This window comes from Phaeobacter sp. HF9A, assembly GCF_011806385.1.
In the GTDB taxonomy this organism is placed as follows: Bacteria; Pseudomonadota; Alphaproteobacteria; order Rhodobacterales; family Rhodobacteraceae; genus Epibacterium.
In genome coordinates, this window is sequence record NZ_JAATOX010000036.1 from 18,541 (window position 1) to 32,811 (window position 14,271).

Genomic DNA, 14,271 nt, shown 5'->3' on the forward strand with positions numbered 1-14,271 from the left:
CCTATCGGAACGACGCGGCCAACACGGCCACCGAGTTCAAACCTTAAATAAGCACTTGATCTTCTAAGATTAATCAGCTTTAAGGGCGATCCGAGAAGGCCGGTCAGCCTTCACAGAGAGTGGGCCGTTAGCTCAGTTGGTAGAGCAACTGACTTTTAATCAGTGGGTCGCAGGTTCGAATCCTGCACGGCTCACCACTCCTCACCATTACTGATCTCCTTTCAAGGGGTTAGGCGTTTCGGTGACGAACCTTTCGTCATGGTTCGTCAAGTCTTGCTGGCCATTGGGCCTCGCGATGAGTTTTTCCATCGCTGATGTTGCCAGATCTTCTCGGCCAGCGGCTTCGGTGTAGAGCTGAACCAGCGCCAACGTCTTGTGGCCGGTTACTGACGCGATTTCGTGTGTGGTTGCACCAGCTTCTGCCAGCCGCCGAGCGCAGGCTTTGCGCAGCCCGTGCGAGCTACACGCTGGCAACTCCGCTTCATTGCACCAGCGCCGCATTGCGTTCCCAAGCCCCGCAGCGGCACGGCTCTTTCCCGAAGATGTGGCCAGAAAGGTTCGGTCGTTTGGCAAAGCCATCAGGACATCAGCCAAATCTGTGTGCACCGGGATGCTGACCTTAGTACCACCAGATCGGGACGTCTTTTGACGACGGTATTCGATCCTGCCACCTTTCAGATTGTCAGGTCCCAACTGCACCGCATCCACACGCGCTGCGCCTGTGTAAAGCATCAGGGTCACTGCGAGGTGAGCGAGGCTGCCCGGTTTATGGACGGCAAAGAAGCGCGCTATTTCCTTCTCTTCCCAAGAGTGAAAGCCCGTCCCGGTCGTGCGGTAAGGCTTTGTCGCTCGGGCCGGATTGTCTGCTCGCCAATCCAAGCTGATTGCATGGTCCAAGAGCTGGATCAGCCGTTTGCGCAAGTTGTTTGCTGCGGCAGGCGTTTCCGCTTTTTCGGCAAGCATTGCTTGAACGTGGCGGCGTTCGAGCTGCGCAATCGGTTTGTTCCCGTGAACTTCCCGAAACTTCTCGACAATCCGCCGGTATACACTCTTTGTACTGTCAGAAAGATCGAGGAACTCAGGCGAGCGATACCAAGACGCAACCAACGCGTTCACGCTACCCGGGATCGTGCGATCTGCGCCAATAAGGCCGCGCACGCGATGACCATTCAACGCGGCTTCATAGCGTTGAACGAACTCGTCAGACCCATACTCACGACCTAGCTCGACGGAAAAGCCGCCTTTGCGAAAGCGCCAGCGGCGCTTGCCGTGCCGGTCTGTGTAGTGCGTAGCGCCGGGGTATTGTTTCTTGTGTTTCACGGCTGATCCCACGGGTTGTCTTTGGACTGATCAGCTTGACCCATGGCATAGACGACAATGGTGCCGTCTGGCTTTGTCTCGGTCTTTGCAATGGGGATGCCTGCATCCCTGTGCGCTTTGAGACAGCGGGTAAGCTCTGCTTGGGTGACGATTGCCTTTCTATTCGCCATCGTCGCTGCCCTCCCGCTTGCCCAGCACGGTCATGTTGAGGGGCGACAGGTATTCCTCGCCGCCGTTGATGTCTTTGAGGTTTTCCCATGCGCGGATTTCGTTTGGGCTGAGCCAGCCCCATTCGCGCCCGATGCGATACGCCTCATAGCGCGCTTTCATGTCGCCGCGCATCAGCCCCGCCAGATCATGCTCCACAAAGTACCGCTTGCGCCCCTCAGAGGTCAGCAGGGCGACGTTCATCACCTGTTCGACGCGGCGCGCCATGGGGGCGAGGCAACGCACCACAAGCGCGCGGCTTTCGCCGTCCACATTCGAATAGGTGGCATTGTCGGTGATCCCCACAACGGTCGGCGGGACGCTGAACGTGCGGGCCACATCCATATTGGAGAGTTTGCGGCTGTCCAGAAACTCGGCGTCCTTGGCGGAAATGCTGAGGCTTTTCCAATCAAGGCCACCATCCAGCACCAGAATGCCGGAGGTTTCCGCCTGACCTTCCACGCGATCGCGCATCTTTTGGAGAGCATCAGCCTTGCTGTCGCTGTTGATCTTCTGCGGGAACACCAGTGCGCCCTCGGCCCGAAAGGCGCGGCTTGCCTGCCGTGCGGCTTGATCCTGTTGCGTCAGCGCCAGCGAGAAAGTCTCCCGCGCCAACTGGATCGGCGAAACGCCCATGACGCCATCTTGGGACAGGCGGTATTTCAGATGCAGCACTTCCTCTTGGATCAGAGCCTTGGAGGTGCCCCGCGCCTCGCTGACGCGATACCGCAAACGGCCGGAACCGAGCTTTTCCACGGTCACTGTGGACGGGTGCAGCGGGTAAAGCGCGATGACCTGGCCCCGCATATTGGTCTCGATCCGGGCGAATGCGTTGCCCATGGTCAGCAGCGACACCAAGAGGAATTCGCGCCCCTCAAATGCGGTCATCTGCGGGTTGAATTGATCGTGCAGAACGCCATGCAGCGGGTGGCTGGTCGCCCGTTCACGCCCGCCGTTGGCGCTGCGCGCATAGACGTTCATCGGCATGGCGGCGAGGTTCTGGCTGATGACAGAGATACATGCCTGCGCCACGGCCAGACCGGAGGCGCGGGCGGGGTCCACAAAACCGGCCCCATTCACGCGCTGACCCAGAAACTCGGCAAGAGCCGGGTCGGAGCTGGCGACCGTTTCGCGCTTCTCGCGCCCCAGAATGCGGGAAATCAGGCTCATGTCAGCAACTCCAGAATGCGCAGGCGGCGAGCGGCGGCGTCCCGCGTGGGGAAGCCGCCGACAAGCGAGCGGGCGTTGATGACGGTGCCCTCATAGGCCGGAAAGGCCGAAACCACGCTGATTTCGAACAGATCGACGGCGCGCAGCTCACGCCGCGCCCCATCAACATGCTCATCAATGGCCTCAAAGCCGAAAGACATGCCGCCCAGATCGCCGCGTTCAGCAAGGGTCAGCACATCCCGACCCGCCTGCGTGTCCGGCACATCCATGTCAAAACTCAGCCCGCGCGTGTCCTCAGACAGGCGCAGCGAGCCGGAACGGGTGCGGGCCAGAACGCGGGTCGGGTCGTGATCCACCAGCGCCAGAATGTCCGCCCGCTGTGTGAGGGTGCGGGCGAACGCACCGGGGGCGATGGTTTCAACAACGCCGCTCCCGATACGCGCCTCAGAGCCGAAAAGGGCCGCATACCCTTCCAGGCGGCGTCCCTTGGCTCTGAGTTCTGTGGTTTGAAAGCGCTTCTCAATCACAGCGAAACACTCCGATAAGGCGCAATCAGGCGATCTATTGCATTCGGCAGATAGGGAGCCTTGGAAAACGGCAAATCACCTTTGTTGTCCCAAAGATGCGTTGCCAGCATCAACACCGCTTGGTCCAACGCGGGAGGGAACGGGTCTGCGCTCATATCCACGCCAATCGACGCGATATGGTCTTTTGCTGCGTCCAGTGCGATCTGAAGTTCACCATCAAAATGGATTTCGTCAGGCATCAGTCGGCAGTGGGCCCTGAGTTGCGCAAGAGTGATCATCAGTCGATCTCCGCGTAGCGGAAACCCTCGGCGTGGCGCACCACCACATCCGCATCGAGGAAGGCATGCAGGATCGCACCGCCCTTGCTGGCCACATCGCTGTGATAGGGATTCATCATCAGGTCCACGCCGGACCAATACCCGATGTAGAGGCTGGCCCATTCGCCATAGATCAGAGCATTTTTGTCATTGGTTGCGCCGATGTTGTCCGGCACCTGAGTCGAGCTTTCCACGCGCTCATTGTGGAACAATTCGGACAGCGGAATGGTGCGACCGTCACCGTCCTTGACCTTGCGGGCGGTGTTCATCACCTTCTTGTTGGTGAGGAAGCCGGTGGTGCCGGTCACATTGTCGGTCTCCAGCGCGGCGATCAGATCGGCAGTGATATCGGAGCTGAAAGCGCCAGGTGTAACAGCTGTGACACCCCCATCTGCCAGAATGCCGGTCGGCTCATCTGCACCGCCGCCCTTGATCCCTGCGCTGTCCAATGCCTGCGCCAGCAGGTAGGCCAGATCGCCGCGCAGGATCGGCTCCAGCGCCTGATTGGATTGCAGCAGCATCCGCCGGGACAGTTCATATTCCGCCGTGACCGTCTTCGGCCCCATGTCGGTTTTGGCAAAGCTGGCGTCAGTGCGGTTGCTGTTGGTGTGTTCCGACACCCAGCCAGCGGCGCCGGAGCCGACAAGGCGGGGCAGTTCGAGATTGCCGGTCAGACCGCGCAGCACCGTTGCGCCCATGCCCTCCACCTTGAGAGCGGCGCGGCGGCGGTCGGTCATCGCGGCCAGATCGGTCTTGATCAGGTTGCCAGCGGTTCCGGCGCTGGTCAGGGCGCGGGTCTCGCCGCCCAGCAGGATCTCGGTCGGAACCATCACGCCCCGCACCTCGCCGCGATCCTTGGCCAGTTCCTGGTGCCATTCGGCTTCAACGCCGGACAGGTGACCGGAGCGGCATTCCATCAGCGCCTTGCGCACCGAGTAGCCCTCCAGCGAACGCCGGGCCACGGCGTCTTGGGTCAGGGTATCGCCGCGGGCTTCGAGCCGCTCAAACTCCGCGAGCTTCTGCGCATCCGTCAAACGGCTGTTGAGGCTGCGCACCTCGGCGTCCAGATCATCGAAGCGCTTGCGCTCTTCGCCCGACAGGTCGCGATTTTCCTTCGCGGCCTTGTCGTGGATGGTGTTCATTTCGGCAATCTTATTGCCGCGTGACTCTTGCAGGTCACGCAGGTTATGAGAGGTCATCTTAGTTCCTTCCATTGGAATTGAGGTGGAAGGTCAGCGCGGTCCGGTCGCCAAACTAGTGCCGCGCTGGCCGGTATTATTTTGTGCAGTTCGGATAGATCTGATCGAGAACTTCAAATGGGTGCAGGTTCATCCGTGCGCAAACCCGGTTGAAAACATCCGATGCATCAATGACGACAAACCCTTTTCCGACACGAGAACGGAGTTTGCCGTATGTGTCGCGGTTCCCATCATACGTCCACAGTTCGACTGCAGTGTCTTCGGGACCGACGGCAAAGAGCGTATCTCCGTGGCTATGGTGAAAAGGAAATGAGGGGTTGCGCTCTGGCAGACCATCCACCCCTTCGCCTTCACTGAAGTGCGCAAACTCAATAGCACGTTTCGCTGCCTCGCTCGCGCTCCCCATCCCAGCATCCAGAAGTGCTTTCATGATGGCGAACTGCATGATTGAGAAGAACGTGAAAAGGCGGTGTTTGCCCTGAGATCCCCCCCCAGCGTCGGACCTGTGCCCAACCACAACATTGCGTTTCAGCCAGTTTTGCAGTGTCGCTGCGGGAATGTCCGTGAATTCACTTACATAAGAGAGGGTATATTTCGCTGACAGGTCCATGTCGGTTTCCTTTAAATGGTCAAGTGCCCTTATAAAGGTTCATAAGACCTTATATGCCCGTCGTCAAGTATAAGGGTCGCGTGACCATTTTTAGTTGCTTGAGGTTAGCCTGATAGGCTTCCCATTTGCTCGCCACCAGCTGCACGCCAGATCCCGGCAATGAGCATGGCATCGGGCATGGCGCATTCCTTTTCAAACGCTGGATTGTCTTCTGCCGAACTGGGGCCTGCCAAGGTCCATAGCACATGGGCAAAGGCGGCGATCCCCGGTGTTGAGCAGGGTGTGAGCTGGATCAATTCCCAGAAGGCGGCTTCCTCTCTCGTTTCAGCATCTTTACTCTCGGCGCTGTCCCAATCTTCATTGCCGGGTTCCTCTGAGACCGCGAGCCAGTCTTGGCGGGCGCGGCACCAGTCCCGGTACAGGGGGACAACGGGGTCTATGGCGGCGGACACAGTTTCACTGTTCGCGCAAACGCGTTCTTTGGGCATTGTTCGGTTCTCCGAATTGGGGTATCACTATTTTATGTTGATAGAGGATTGGCGCAACATGCGTCAACATAAAATGTTGATATGACACCAGCGCAATGCCGGGCAGCACGTGCCCTAATCGGTATGACACAACCACAACTAGCCAAGGCAGCAGGTTTTGGTTTATCTACGATTGTGGATTTTGAGAAGGAGCGGCGCGTGGTTTCATCCACCGCTCAAATAAGAATGATGGAAGCACTTGAGGGCGCCGGGGTCGAGTTTATTCCAGAAAATGGTGCCGGAGCAGGTGTTAGGTTGAAGAAGAGTGTTTGATGGCGATTAAATACGATGTATCGCCTAGGACCATTTTGCTGTGCGACTATAGTAAGGGTGGGTTCCGCGCACCAGAGATGGTCAAGCGTAGGCCAGTGATAGCCATTTCGCCGCGCCTGCGTCACAGAAGTGGCCTGATTACGGTAGTACCATTGAGTACAACCGAGCCTGAACGGGTCGCGGATTATCACTGCAAGATTACCCTTGCCTCCCCTCTTCCAAACTTCACAACAACGGAATGTTGGATCAAGGCTGACATGATAGCGACCGTAAGCTTTGAGAGATTAGACTTGTTTCGCACCCGGCGAGACCAAACTGGCAAGCGTAAGTATCTAACGCCCCGCATCTCGGAAGACGATTTTGATCGTGTTAAAGCGTGCATCACTGCTGCTTTGGGACTGTAAACCCAGTTTCCGAAATCGCTTCAGAACTGGAAAAAATAATTTCCAAAGTGATTCGCTATTCATTGACCTTTAAGGAGTCAACCGCTATATTCCCCTTGTCCGCTCGTGCTGCAAAGCATTGAGCCTCAAGACCACCAACGTGGCAGCCCCGCTATGGCGATAACAAGCCCAGCGGGGCTTCGTTTTTTAAGCAAGAAGTTCCGCCAGACACAGAGGCAAGTCCTCCTCGCCTTCGCGATCCACAACCGCCAAGGCCATAGCCAGCGCCACGATCCCATCAATGCGCCCGCTTGATTTGCCCTTGTCCAGCTTCCTGTTGCCTGCTGGGTCCATCTCCACCACCGCATTGGCCGCGCAATAGGTCAGCACCGGATTGGCCGCGTGGCGCAGGCGCGCCTCGGCCACCGCACGCTCCAACCGGTCAACCGCAGGGGCCATATCGCGGAAACCCTGCCCGAAGGGTTCCAGCGGCGGTTCCGCCCCCATCTTGCCAAGCTCACGTTTCAGATCTTCGATGCGCCAGCGGTCATATGCGATCATCTGCACATCATAGGTCAGGCAGGCATCGGCAATCGCCTCGGCCACAAAGGAAGGATCGACCACCGGGCCGGGAATGAGGGTCAAAAAGCCCTGACGCGCCCAGAGGTCATAGGGCACCCGGTCCTGCTCTGACTTTTCGCGAATGCCCTGCTCTGGCAGGAAGAACCGGGGCAGCAGATCAAAGCCGCCGGCCTCATCGGGAAAGACCAGGACAAAGGCGGTCAGGTCGCGGGATTGCGACAGATCCAGCCCGCCCCAACATTGCCGCCCATCCAGCGCCTTGAAGTCCACCGCCCCCGCGTTGGCGTCCCATTCCGCTTTGGCGAGGAACCGCACGTGAGCGTCCACCCGCTGGTTCAGGATCAGGTTGCGAAACGCTTGCTCCTTTGAGGGCATCCGCTGCGCTTGGCCTGCCTGCCGCCTCACATCCTCCAGAGAGCGGAAGTCACCAAGGGCGGGGTTGGCCTTGTGCCATGTTTCCTCGATCCACGGGTCATCATCCGCCTCGGCCCCGTAGAACGTCATATGAAAGCTGGGATCATCGACCTCGCCCGAATTGACCTTGTGGCCATAGTCCACCAGCTCAGACATGACCGCGTGGTCATCGGCAGCTTGGGTGCTGATGACGCACAAGAGCGGGTTTGCCCGCGCGCCCATGGCGGTGTCCAGCGCCTCATAGAGGTCGCGCTTGGGGGCGGTGCCGAGTTCGTCGTAGATGGTGAAGCTGGGGGAGAGGCCCTGTTTGGTGCTGGCGTCGGCAGAGAGGGCTTGGAAGATCGAGCCTTTGCCCTGGCCGGTCAGAACCTCGATCCGCTTGCTGAACTTGATGACGTTGGCGCGGGCGTCCAGTTCCGGGTGTTCATCTAGGATGGCAACCATTTCCGCGAAGGTCTTGCCCGCCTGCGCCTTGTCGTTCGCTGCGGCGTAGACCTCGCCCCGGCTTTCGGCCTCTGGCCCCAGAAGGTGGCACAGCCCCAGACCGGCCACCAGCTGGGTTTTGCCGTTCTTGCGCGCCATGGACAGAACAGCGGTGCGTACCGGGCGCAGACCGTCTGCATCCTCGGCATAGATCGCTTCGAGGAACTCGCGCTGCCAATCACGCACCTGGAGCTTGGTTCCGGCGAGGCTGCCCTGCGTGATCGGCAGATCCTCCAGAAAGGCCACAACACGCTCGACGCGGCTCAAACCGGGTTGTTCCCACGGCAGAACGGTGCGGAGCGGGGAGACCTCGCTTGCGGCAAAGCCAAAGCTGCCCTGTGGATTGTCCGCGATTACCGCCAGTTTTGGTTTTGCGCCTTTGCCTCGTTGTCCCATTTTATCAAACCTAATTAAGTATTTATCTGACTTCCCCCTCGGTTGCGGGGGTGTTTGTTTCTCGTGATCAGGAGCGCCCCCACCACCCGTCGGCAGGATCTATCGGGTTGCCGTTCGCGTCACATCCTTTGAAGCGGCGTCCGGTTGCGTTGCCTTTGGTGCGATCAAAGCCGGAGGTTTTCTCGTTGTGGCAGCGTTCGCACAGAGACATGAGGCCGGACAGTTCGGGGAATGGATCACCGCCTTGGCTGATGGGCTTGATGTGATCGACGGTTGTGGCTTCGACCACTTGGCCACGTTGCTGGCAGGCAAAGCACAGCGGGCTTTCATCCAGCTTCACAAGGCGCAGCCGCTTCCATGTGCTGGTGCAGTAGGGCCATTTATTCATCGCTCTGCCCGTCCCGCATTGCCTTGATGATGTCGCTCAGTTTTTTCCAGTTATCGTTCATTGCTGCTCTCTCTATATTCTCTAACGTTGCACCAAGTCCCTACTGCTCAATGGTGAGACCCGGAGCAGAAGGCATAGGGCGACCAGCCCCGGCCAAGCTGGCCGAGCTGGTCCCTAGCCTTCAGCGTGAAGATCCTGCTCAACGGAGCCGACCCATCGCTTTCAGGCGCCTCCAGTCCCGACGATCCATGCCGGAGGCTCAGTCGCTACTTGCGGCGCTTGGATTGACGCCGGGGGACGCGCTTCGACCTTTCGGGCTGCGCTTTGGCCTGTGTCCCCACCCCGTGGTGTGCCAAGTGTTTCGGTGCGTGCCACCGTCTGAACCGTCCACGCATCGACAGCGCCAATCAGGCGGCGCTGGAGCCTTCTTTCTCGATCTCGATTACATCTTGGGCGTCTTCATCGAAGAGGCTGGCCACCATGCCTTGCATGGCGTCCAACTGCTTCTGTGTCGGGTTCCAGTTCTTCCACCGGGCGCGGCGGGCCATATTGGCGGCAAACTGGCGTTCCCATGCGCTCCCGGCGGTGCGGGACAGCCGGGGCATGTAGAAAAGGAGGTGTTCGAGGGTGCGCTGCATCACTGCGCCCCATCCCGGCTCCTGCCGAACAGGGCCAGAGAGGCGACGTCATGCGCGTCGTCTGCATCCATGCTGATCAGGGCGGCATAAGCCAAACCGGCGCGCTCTGCTTTGGTCAGGCGCACGGTGAGAATGACCGATAGATCCACCCATGCCTTGGGCGTTGCGAGCGTCAGCGCATAGCCAAGGCAGCGCGCTACTCGTTTGTGCCCGTCTTTGGCAAAACGGGACATTGCGGAGCCAGCGACGCGAGGCTTGTTTGCGTTCGCCAGACGCGAGAATTCTTGTTTGTTTTCAGTGGGCTGATTTTCCCGGTTCGTCAGGCTAACATCTTGACCGGAAAGACTGGATAGCGTCCTGCACGGCTCACCACTCTTTTCAATGGGTTAGCGAAATCGCAGCTTCCCATTTTTTGCTTCCAGCAACCACCTAGCTACCACCTTGCATGAAAAAGTGTGGTGCCCTGTGGTATTTCGCGTTTTGAGCAGCAGGTGAATTAGGCGGCTTTATCATGGGCTTGTCAGGTTCTTGAGTGCGTGGAGGCCGTGCAGGGCTCGTCGTTTCCCGCCGATCATCAAGCGACAGCACTAAGGCGCCCAACGTCATATTCAAACGCCATCATTCAGTCGAGGCGTGTTCGTTTGCAAATTGGCCACCAGTTGATTAGAGCCATAGGTTCATGACTGCAGCCAGCCCAAATGAGACATTCGTTCTGCGCCTGCATCAGATGGCCCTACCTTCTGGCCCTGCGCGGGACGCAGTTGTTCGCTGCAAATGACAAATTATCGGCATAGCGGCCAAGCGGACCTTCCCAACCTGACCGAGAAAGACAATACACCGACTGAACTGTTGGAAGCCCTATGGACCTTTTAGCCTGCATCTTGTGTAGTGCGCTCAGCCCTAGCGTGCCGACGCTACGAATATCATTTGAGGTGACAGTATGGACGAATTCGAACAAGAGCCATTTGTAGACGCTGTGTTACAGGAGAACCCTGAACCAAGGTGCCCCGTGCTTTTATTGTTGGACACTTCCTATTCAATGAGCGGCGCTCCAATTTCAGAATTGAACGAAGGCTTGGCAACGCTTCGCGAAGAACTATTGTCGGACTCATTGGCTGCAAAGCGTGTCGAATTGGCGATGGTGACTTTCGGACCAGTAGAGACCCGCAATGAGTTCGCGACAGTCGATAACTTCTATCCCGAGACTTTGGAAGTTGGCGGAGCTACCCCAATGGGTGAGGCAATTCTGTCCGGCTTGGAAATGCTTCGCGCAAGAAAAGACCACATTCGTTCGAATGGCCTCAAGATCTTCCGCCCTTGGGTCTTTCTGATTACCGACGGCGCGCCAACAGATAGCTGGAACGAAGCAAAACGCAGCGTTCACGAAGGTGAAGAGCGCAAAGAGTTTATGTTCTACGCCGTGGGGGTGGAACAGGCGGACATGGGCGTACTTGGGCAGATTGCTACTCGCCAGCCCCTTAAGCTAAAAGGGCTGGCCTTCAAGGAACTGTTTCAATGGCTATCCAGTTCGCTTAGCGCCGTTTCCCAATCAAACCCCGGCGATACCGTTCCGCTTACTAACCCCACCGCTCCCGATGGCTGGGCTGTAGCGGAATAGTATTATGGCGTGGCGGTGGGCGGCTGCGTCCGAGATTGGCACATCTCACATTCGGAATGGTGTACGGCTTCAAGATGCCTACGCCGTTTCGATGGTCAGAGATGATTGCATTTTCGCTATCGTTTCTGATGGTGCGGGAAGTGCTGAATTCAGTTCTTTTGGGGCATGGCTTGTATGCCGGTCACTAACTGTTCGTTTCCGAGATTGGTTGCGCGAAAATCCGGATTTGCCGAATGATGAAATTATAGTCGAATGGATTGATGAAATTCGAGACCGCATTGCGGCTACTGCTGACCGACGCAAAACCACTTCCCGCCAATTTGCGGCTACACTGGCGGCAGTCGTTTCGACACCCGACGAAACGCTTACTTTGCACATAGGAGATAGCGCAGTTGTCGGTCGCCGTAATGAAGAATGGGACGTTCTTTGCTGGCCCGAAAATGGCGAATACGCCTCAACAACATTCTTTGTGACCGATGATCCAGAACCTCGCTTCAACATCGCGCGCTACACGCGCGAGCATGACGCATTCGCCTTGTTCTCAGATGGTGTTGGCGATCTGGCGTTATCCCATTCTAAACAGACTGCATCCCCTCAGTTCTTCACGCCAATGCTACGCCCCGTGGACAACGCGCAAAGCGTTGGGCGGTTGCCTGAGTTGTCAGCTAAGCTGCGCAGATATCTTGCCAGTCCTGCGATTTGTGAAAGAACGGATGATGACAAGACGCTCATCCTTATTTCTGGGGGCTGAACGTGCAGGATATCGTCATCGGTAAGGACCTAGTTTCCGTTGCGGAGCTGATTGGCAAGGGTGGCGAAGGTGAAGTCTATGCAATCAAGGGGCGCTCTGGGCAGGCTGTAAAAATCTACAACGCCAACTTGCGTTCAAAACGGGAAGACAAAGTGCGCGCGATGGTAGGCGAAGGTCTTGCCGTCAAGACTGAACTTATTGCCTATCCCGGTGAAGTAGTAACTGACCGAGATGGTAACTTCCTTGGGTTCGTCATGCGGCTTGTGTCGGGCTATCGCCCTCTGCATGAGCTTTACAGCCCCAAGTCGCGGATGCGCCATTTTCCCAAGGCAGACTACCGTTTTTTGATCCATGCCGCTCTGAATGTCGCGCGTGCCGTTGGGAAGGTCCACCAGACGGGATGTGTTATCGGTGATTTGAACCATTCGGGTATCCTTGTCGCGCCAGACGCAACCGTTGCTTTGATTGATGCAGACAGCTTTCAGTTCCGCCTTAACGGCACGTCCTACCCTTGCGTTGTAGGGGTGCCAGATTTCACGCCGCCTGAGCTTCACGGCAAAAACCTCGCGACAGTAGAACGCACGATTGCTCATGATAATTTTGGCTTAGCCGTCGCAATCTTCCATTTGCTCTTCATGGGCAAGCACCCATACGCCGGAATTCGAAAAGGCCCGGAAACCTTAATGGGTGAAGATATTGCACAAAACCGGTTCGCATATTCCTTGCAACGAAGGGAACAAACGCAATCCAAGCCACCACCCGGTGCACTGAAACTAGACCAGTTTCCAGACATTATGTCCAAGACGTTTGAAGCGGCTTTCGGACTAACGCTGGGCACGCGTCCAAGCGCACTTGATTGGATACATGCTTTGTCGAAGCTGGAAAACTCGCTTAGCCATTGTGCGAAGGTCAAGACGCACTACTACCCAAGTGCGGCCAAGGGCTGCGTCTGGTGCGAGCTGTCGGCTAAGAGCGGCCTGGATATGTTCCCGGACCTGTCGGCGGTTACCCCCAATATCCCGACCGATGCGCAGGGCACAGAACAAGCCATTCGCGAGATTTTGGCGTTCCGCTTTCCGGCAGTTGGTGACTTGCTTCCAACGGTCACGGTTCGCGGTGCCAGTTCGCTGCTGAGACAAGCCAACAGCGGTAAGCGTGGGCGCGCCCTTTTGGGCTTGCTCATGATGGGTGGTGCCGTCGCAGGCTTCATCTACGCTGCTCCGGCGTGGTTCATCTGGATTGGCTTGGCATTCTGGGGTTGGTCTTTCGTTGGTGACCGCGAGGTATCGCCCAGCCCATTTGTTCAGGCCTTCAAAGATGCAGATGAACGAGTACAGCGCGAGTTGAATGGGTTTGTGCAAAGAAACGGTCTGACAGAGGTTGTAAAAGTTCGCGGCGATCTGGATGCAACTATTGCAGCCTACAAGGGCCATGACGATGCGCTTGCCCGCGAGGTGATGATACTCAAATCTAACCGGGAGTCGCGTCAGCGACAGGCTTATCTTGATCGCTTCTCAGTACGCCGCGCAAACATTTCGGGGATAGGACCGGCAAAGACCGCAACGTTGATTTCTTTCGGCATCGAAACTGCAGCCGATGTGAACCGTTCTGCCGTGATGCAGGTCCCCGGCTTTGGCGAAGTGATGACCGGAAAGCTGGTAGCTTGGCGGCGTCGGCACGAGTCCCGGTTCAAATATGATAGAACTCCCAACTCTCAGGACGTTGCCGATGAAAGGGCATTGCGTGGACGCTTTGCGGCTGAGAAAGCCAAACTGGAATCCACGATCCGTAATGGGTTGGGCACCTTGCGAAACGCGCGTGCGAAACTCGACTCATTGCCTGCCCGCGCGAAGAACGACCGAGCGCTTTCAGATGCCCTCGCGACGCGTGCAGAAGCCGAAAGGGACTTGAAGGAATTGGGTGCATCGATTCCGGCCTCTACCGTTGCCTTGACGGTAGCGCCGCCACCGCAACCGTCACCACAATCGCCCAGAGCTCCAAGCCTCTCGACGCCACCTCCACCGCGAAGGACGAGTGCGGCTGGCACTCCAAGGTGCCCAAAGTGTGGGTCAGCGATGCGGCGGCGTTCAGGGCGGTATGGTCAATTCTGGGGTTGTTCAAGATATCCAAAATGCCGCGGAACTCGAAACTAAATGATCGGTTTCTGAATGCTCACGGCTTCCCCATGTCGGCGGTTGCGGGCAGCGCGAAGCAAAATGAGCCGTTGATGAGGGCTCGCTAGCTATTTGCGAGGGGACACCCGGTGTTATTCGACCTAATAGCAAAACTCCGAAAGAGTTCGCTTACCTTTCGTCTTTCGCCCATGGCGAATGTCGGCAATCCGAGTTGCAGACACAGCATAGAAGCATTTTGTCGAAGGGCCGGTTGGGCGGTAATCCCCCCCGATCTTAAGGGGATGCGGAAGTAGAATTTTCTCGGCAGGATGAACGAGGAGATTCCGATGAAGA

The 14,271-nt window shown here is 57.5% G+C and carries 16 protein-coding genes and 1 tRNA gene; 6 read left to right on the forward strand and 11 right to left on the reverse strand.

Features of this window, described 5'->3' with window-relative positions:
- Nucleotides 1-121: 121 nt before the first annotated feature.
- A tRNA-Lys gene (locus HCZ87_RS08775) sits at nt 122-197 on the forward strand.
- 10 nt (nt 198-207) lie between these two features.
- Here HCZ87_RS08775 and HCZ87_RS08780 read toward each other — a convergent pair.
- The 7 genes from HCZ87_RS08780 to HCZ87_RS08810 form a co-directional block, all read right to left on the reverse strand.
- A complete protein-coding gene (locus HCZ87_RS08780) occupies nt 208-1,320 on the reverse strand; it encodes a tyrosine-type recombinase/integrase (RefSeq protein ID WP_167643380.1) in 1,113 nt (370 codons plus the stop codon).
- Between the two features lie 159 nt (nt 1,321-1,479).
- The gene (locus HCZ87_RS08785; protein ID WP_167643381.1) at nt 1,480-2,697 is read right to left on the reverse strand and encodes a phage portal protein; all 1,218 of its coding nucleotides are present in this window, start codon (nt 2,695-2,697) and stop codon (nt 1,480-1,482) included.
- The gene (locus HCZ87_RS08790; RefSeq protein ID WP_368484101.1) at nt 2,694-3,224 is read right to left on the reverse strand and encodes an HK97 family phage prohead protease; all 531 of its coding nucleotides are present in this window, start codon (nt 3,222-3,224) and stop codon (nt 2,694-2,696) included. The genes HCZ87_RS08785 and HCZ87_RS08790 overlap by 4 nt, the downstream gene beginning before the upstream one ends.
- On the reverse strand, nt 3,221-3,502 hold the full coding sequence (locus HCZ87_RS08795) for a head-tail connector protein (protein WP_167643382.1): 282 nt from the start codon (nt 3,500-3,502) through the stop codon (nt 3,221-3,223). Before HCZ87_RS08795 ends, HCZ87_RS08790 begins: the two co-directional genes overlap by 4 nt.
- The gene (locus HCZ87_RS08800; RefSeq protein ID WP_167643383.1) at nt 3,502-4,740 is read right to left on the reverse strand and encodes a phage major capsid protein; all 1,239 of its coding nucleotides are present in this window, start codon (nt 4,738-4,740) and stop codon (nt 3,502-3,504) included. Before HCZ87_RS08800 ends, HCZ87_RS08795 begins: the two co-directional genes overlap by 1 nt.
- Nucleotides 4,741-4,816: 76 nt before the next feature.
- Nucleotides 4,817-5,350, reverse strand: a complete 534-nt coding sequence (locus HCZ87_RS08805; protein ID WP_167643384.1) for a hypothetical protein — start codon at nt 5,348-5,350, stop codon at nt 4,817-4,819.
- A 104-nt stretch (nt 5,351-5,454) separates the two neighbouring features.
- A complete protein-coding gene (locus HCZ87_RS08810) occupies nt 5,455-5,838 on the reverse strand; it encodes a hypothetical protein (protein WP_167643385.1) in 384 nt (127 codons plus the stop codon).
- A gap of 81 nt (nt 5,839-5,919) precedes the next feature.
- On the opposite strand from HCZ87_RS08810, the gene HCZ87_RS08815 reads away from it, so the two are divergent.
- Together HCZ87_RS08815 and HCZ87_RS21300 are read left to right on the forward strand one after the other, a co-directional pair.
- Nucleotides 5,920-6,150, forward strand: a complete 231-nt coding sequence (locus HCZ87_RS08815; RefSeq protein WP_167643386.1) for a DNA-binding transcriptional regulator — start codon at nt 5,920-5,922, stop codon at nt 6,148-6,150.
- Nucleotides 6,150-6,554 carry a type II toxin-antitoxin system PemK/MazF family toxin gene (locus HCZ87_RS21300; RefSeq protein ID WP_167643387.1) on the forward strand — a complete coding sequence of 135 codons (405 nt, stop codon included), beginning with the start codon at nt 6,150-6,152 and terminating at the stop codon, nt 6,552-6,554. Before HCZ87_RS08815 ends, HCZ87_RS21300 begins: the two co-directional genes overlap by 1 nt.
- Nucleotides 6,555-6,740: 186 nt before the next feature.
- Here the strand turns inward: HCZ87_RS21300 and HCZ87_RS08825 are convergent, their stop codons facing one another.
- The 4 genes from HCZ87_RS08825 to HCZ87_RS08840 form a co-directional block, all read right to left on the reverse strand.
- Nucleotides 6,741-8,408 carry a terminase large subunit gene (locus HCZ87_RS08825; protein WP_167643388.1) on the reverse strand — a complete coding sequence of 556 codons (1,668 nt, stop codon included), beginning with the start codon at nt 8,406-8,408 and terminating at the stop codon, nt 6,741-6,743.
- A gap of 67 nt (nt 8,409-8,475) precedes the next feature.
- The gene (locus HCZ87_RS08830; RefSeq protein ID WP_167643389.1) at nt 8,476-8,796 is read right to left on the reverse strand and encodes an HNH endonuclease; all 321 of its coding nucleotides are present in this window, start codon (nt 8,794-8,796) and stop codon (nt 8,476-8,478) included.
- A gap of 407 nt (nt 8,797-9,203) precedes the next feature.
- The gene (locus HCZ87_RS08835) at nt 9,204-9,434 is read right to left on the reverse strand and encodes a hypothetical protein (protein WP_167643390.1); all 231 of its coding nucleotides are present in this window, start codon (nt 9,432-9,434) and stop codon (nt 9,204-9,206) included.
- On the reverse strand, nt 9,434-9,667 hold the full coding sequence (locus tag HCZ87_RS08840) for a hypothetical protein (RefSeq protein WP_167643391.1): 234 nt from the start codon (nt 9,665-9,667) through the stop codon (nt 9,434-9,436). Before HCZ87_RS08840 ends, HCZ87_RS08835 begins: the two co-directional genes overlap by 1 nt.
- 707 nt (nt 9,668-10,374) lie before the next feature.
- Here HCZ87_RS08840 and HCZ87_RS08845 point away from each other — a divergent pair.
- From HCZ87_RS08845 to HCZ87_RS08855, 3 genes are read left to right on the forward strand one after another with little or no spacing between them, the layout of a single operon-like run.
- A complete protein-coding gene (locus HCZ87_RS08845; protein WP_167643392.1) occupies nt 10,375-11,052 on the forward strand; it encodes a VWA domain-containing protein in 678 nt (225 codons plus the stop codon).
- Between the two features lie 4 nt (nt 11,053-11,056).
- A complete protein-coding gene (locus tag HCZ87_RS08850; RefSeq protein ID WP_167643393.1) occupies nt 11,057-11,803 on the forward strand; it encodes a PP2C family serine/threonine-protein phosphatase in 747 nt (248 codons plus the stop codon).
- 2 nt (nt 11,804-11,805) lie between these two features.
- Complete coding sequence (locus HCZ87_RS08855) at nt 11,806-13,956, forward strand: topoisomerase DNA-binding C4 zinc finger domain-containing protein (protein WP_167643394.1); 2,151 nt, start codon at nt 11,806-11,808, stop codon at nt 13,954-13,956.
- Nucleotides 13,957-14,271 lie beyond the last annotated feature (315 nt).

Excerpts from the sequence above, each read along its gene's own strand:
- HCZ87_RS08810 (WP_167643385.1), bottom strand. The coding sequence starts at position 5,838 with ATGCCCAAAGAACGCGTTTGCGCGAACAGTGAAACTGTGTCCGCCGCC.
- HCZ87_RS08835 (WP_167643390.1), bottom strand. The coding sequence starts at position 9,434 with ATGCAGCGCACCCTCGAACACCTCCTTTTCTACATGCCCCGGCTGTCC.
- HCZ87_RS08795 (WP_167643382.1), bottom strand. The coding sequence starts at position 3,502 with ATGATCACTCTTGCGCAACTCAGGGCCCACTGCCGACTGATGCCTGAC.
- HCZ87_RS08850 (WP_167643393.1), top strand. The coding sequence starts at position 11,057 with ATGGCGTGGCGGTGGGCGGCTGCGTCCGAGATTGGCACATCTCACATT.
- HCZ87_RS08830 (WP_167643389.1), bottom strand. The coding sequence starts at position 8,796 with ATGAATAAATGGCCCTACTGCACCAGCACATGGAAGCGGCTGCGCCTT.
- HCZ87_RS08800 (WP_167643383.1), bottom strand. The coding sequence starts at position 4,740 with ATGACCTCTCATAACCTGCGTGACCTGCAAGAGTCACGCGGCAATAAG.
- HCZ87_RS08845 (WP_167643392.1), top strand. The coding sequence starts at position 10,375 with ATGGACGAATTCGAACAAGAGCCATTTGTAGACGCTGTGTTACAGGAG.
- HCZ87_RS08785 (WP_167643381.1), bottom strand. The coding sequence starts at position 2,697 with ATGAGCCTGATTTCCCGCATTCTGGGGCGCGAGAAGCGCGAAACGGTC.
- HCZ87_RS08840 (WP_167643391.1), bottom strand. The coding sequence starts at position 9,667 with ATGTCCCGTTTTGCCAAAGACGGGCACAAACGAGTAGCGCGCTGCCTT.
- HCZ87_RS08825 (WP_167643388.1), bottom strand. The coding sequence starts at position 8,408 with ATGGGACAACGAGGCAAAGGCGCAAAACCAAAACTGGCGGTAATCGCG.
- HCZ87_RS21300 (WP_167643387.1), top strand. The coding sequence starts at position 6,150 with ATGGCGATTAAATACGATGTATCGCCTAGGACCATTTTGCTGTGCGAC.
- HCZ87_RS08805 (WP_167643384.1), bottom strand. The coding sequence starts at position 5,350 with ATGGACCTGTCAGCGAAATATACCCTCTCTTATGTAAGTGAATTCACG.
- HCZ87_RS08815 (WP_167643386.1), top strand. The coding sequence starts at position 5,920 with ATGACACCAGCGCAATGCCGGGCAGCACGTGCCCTAATCGGTATGACA.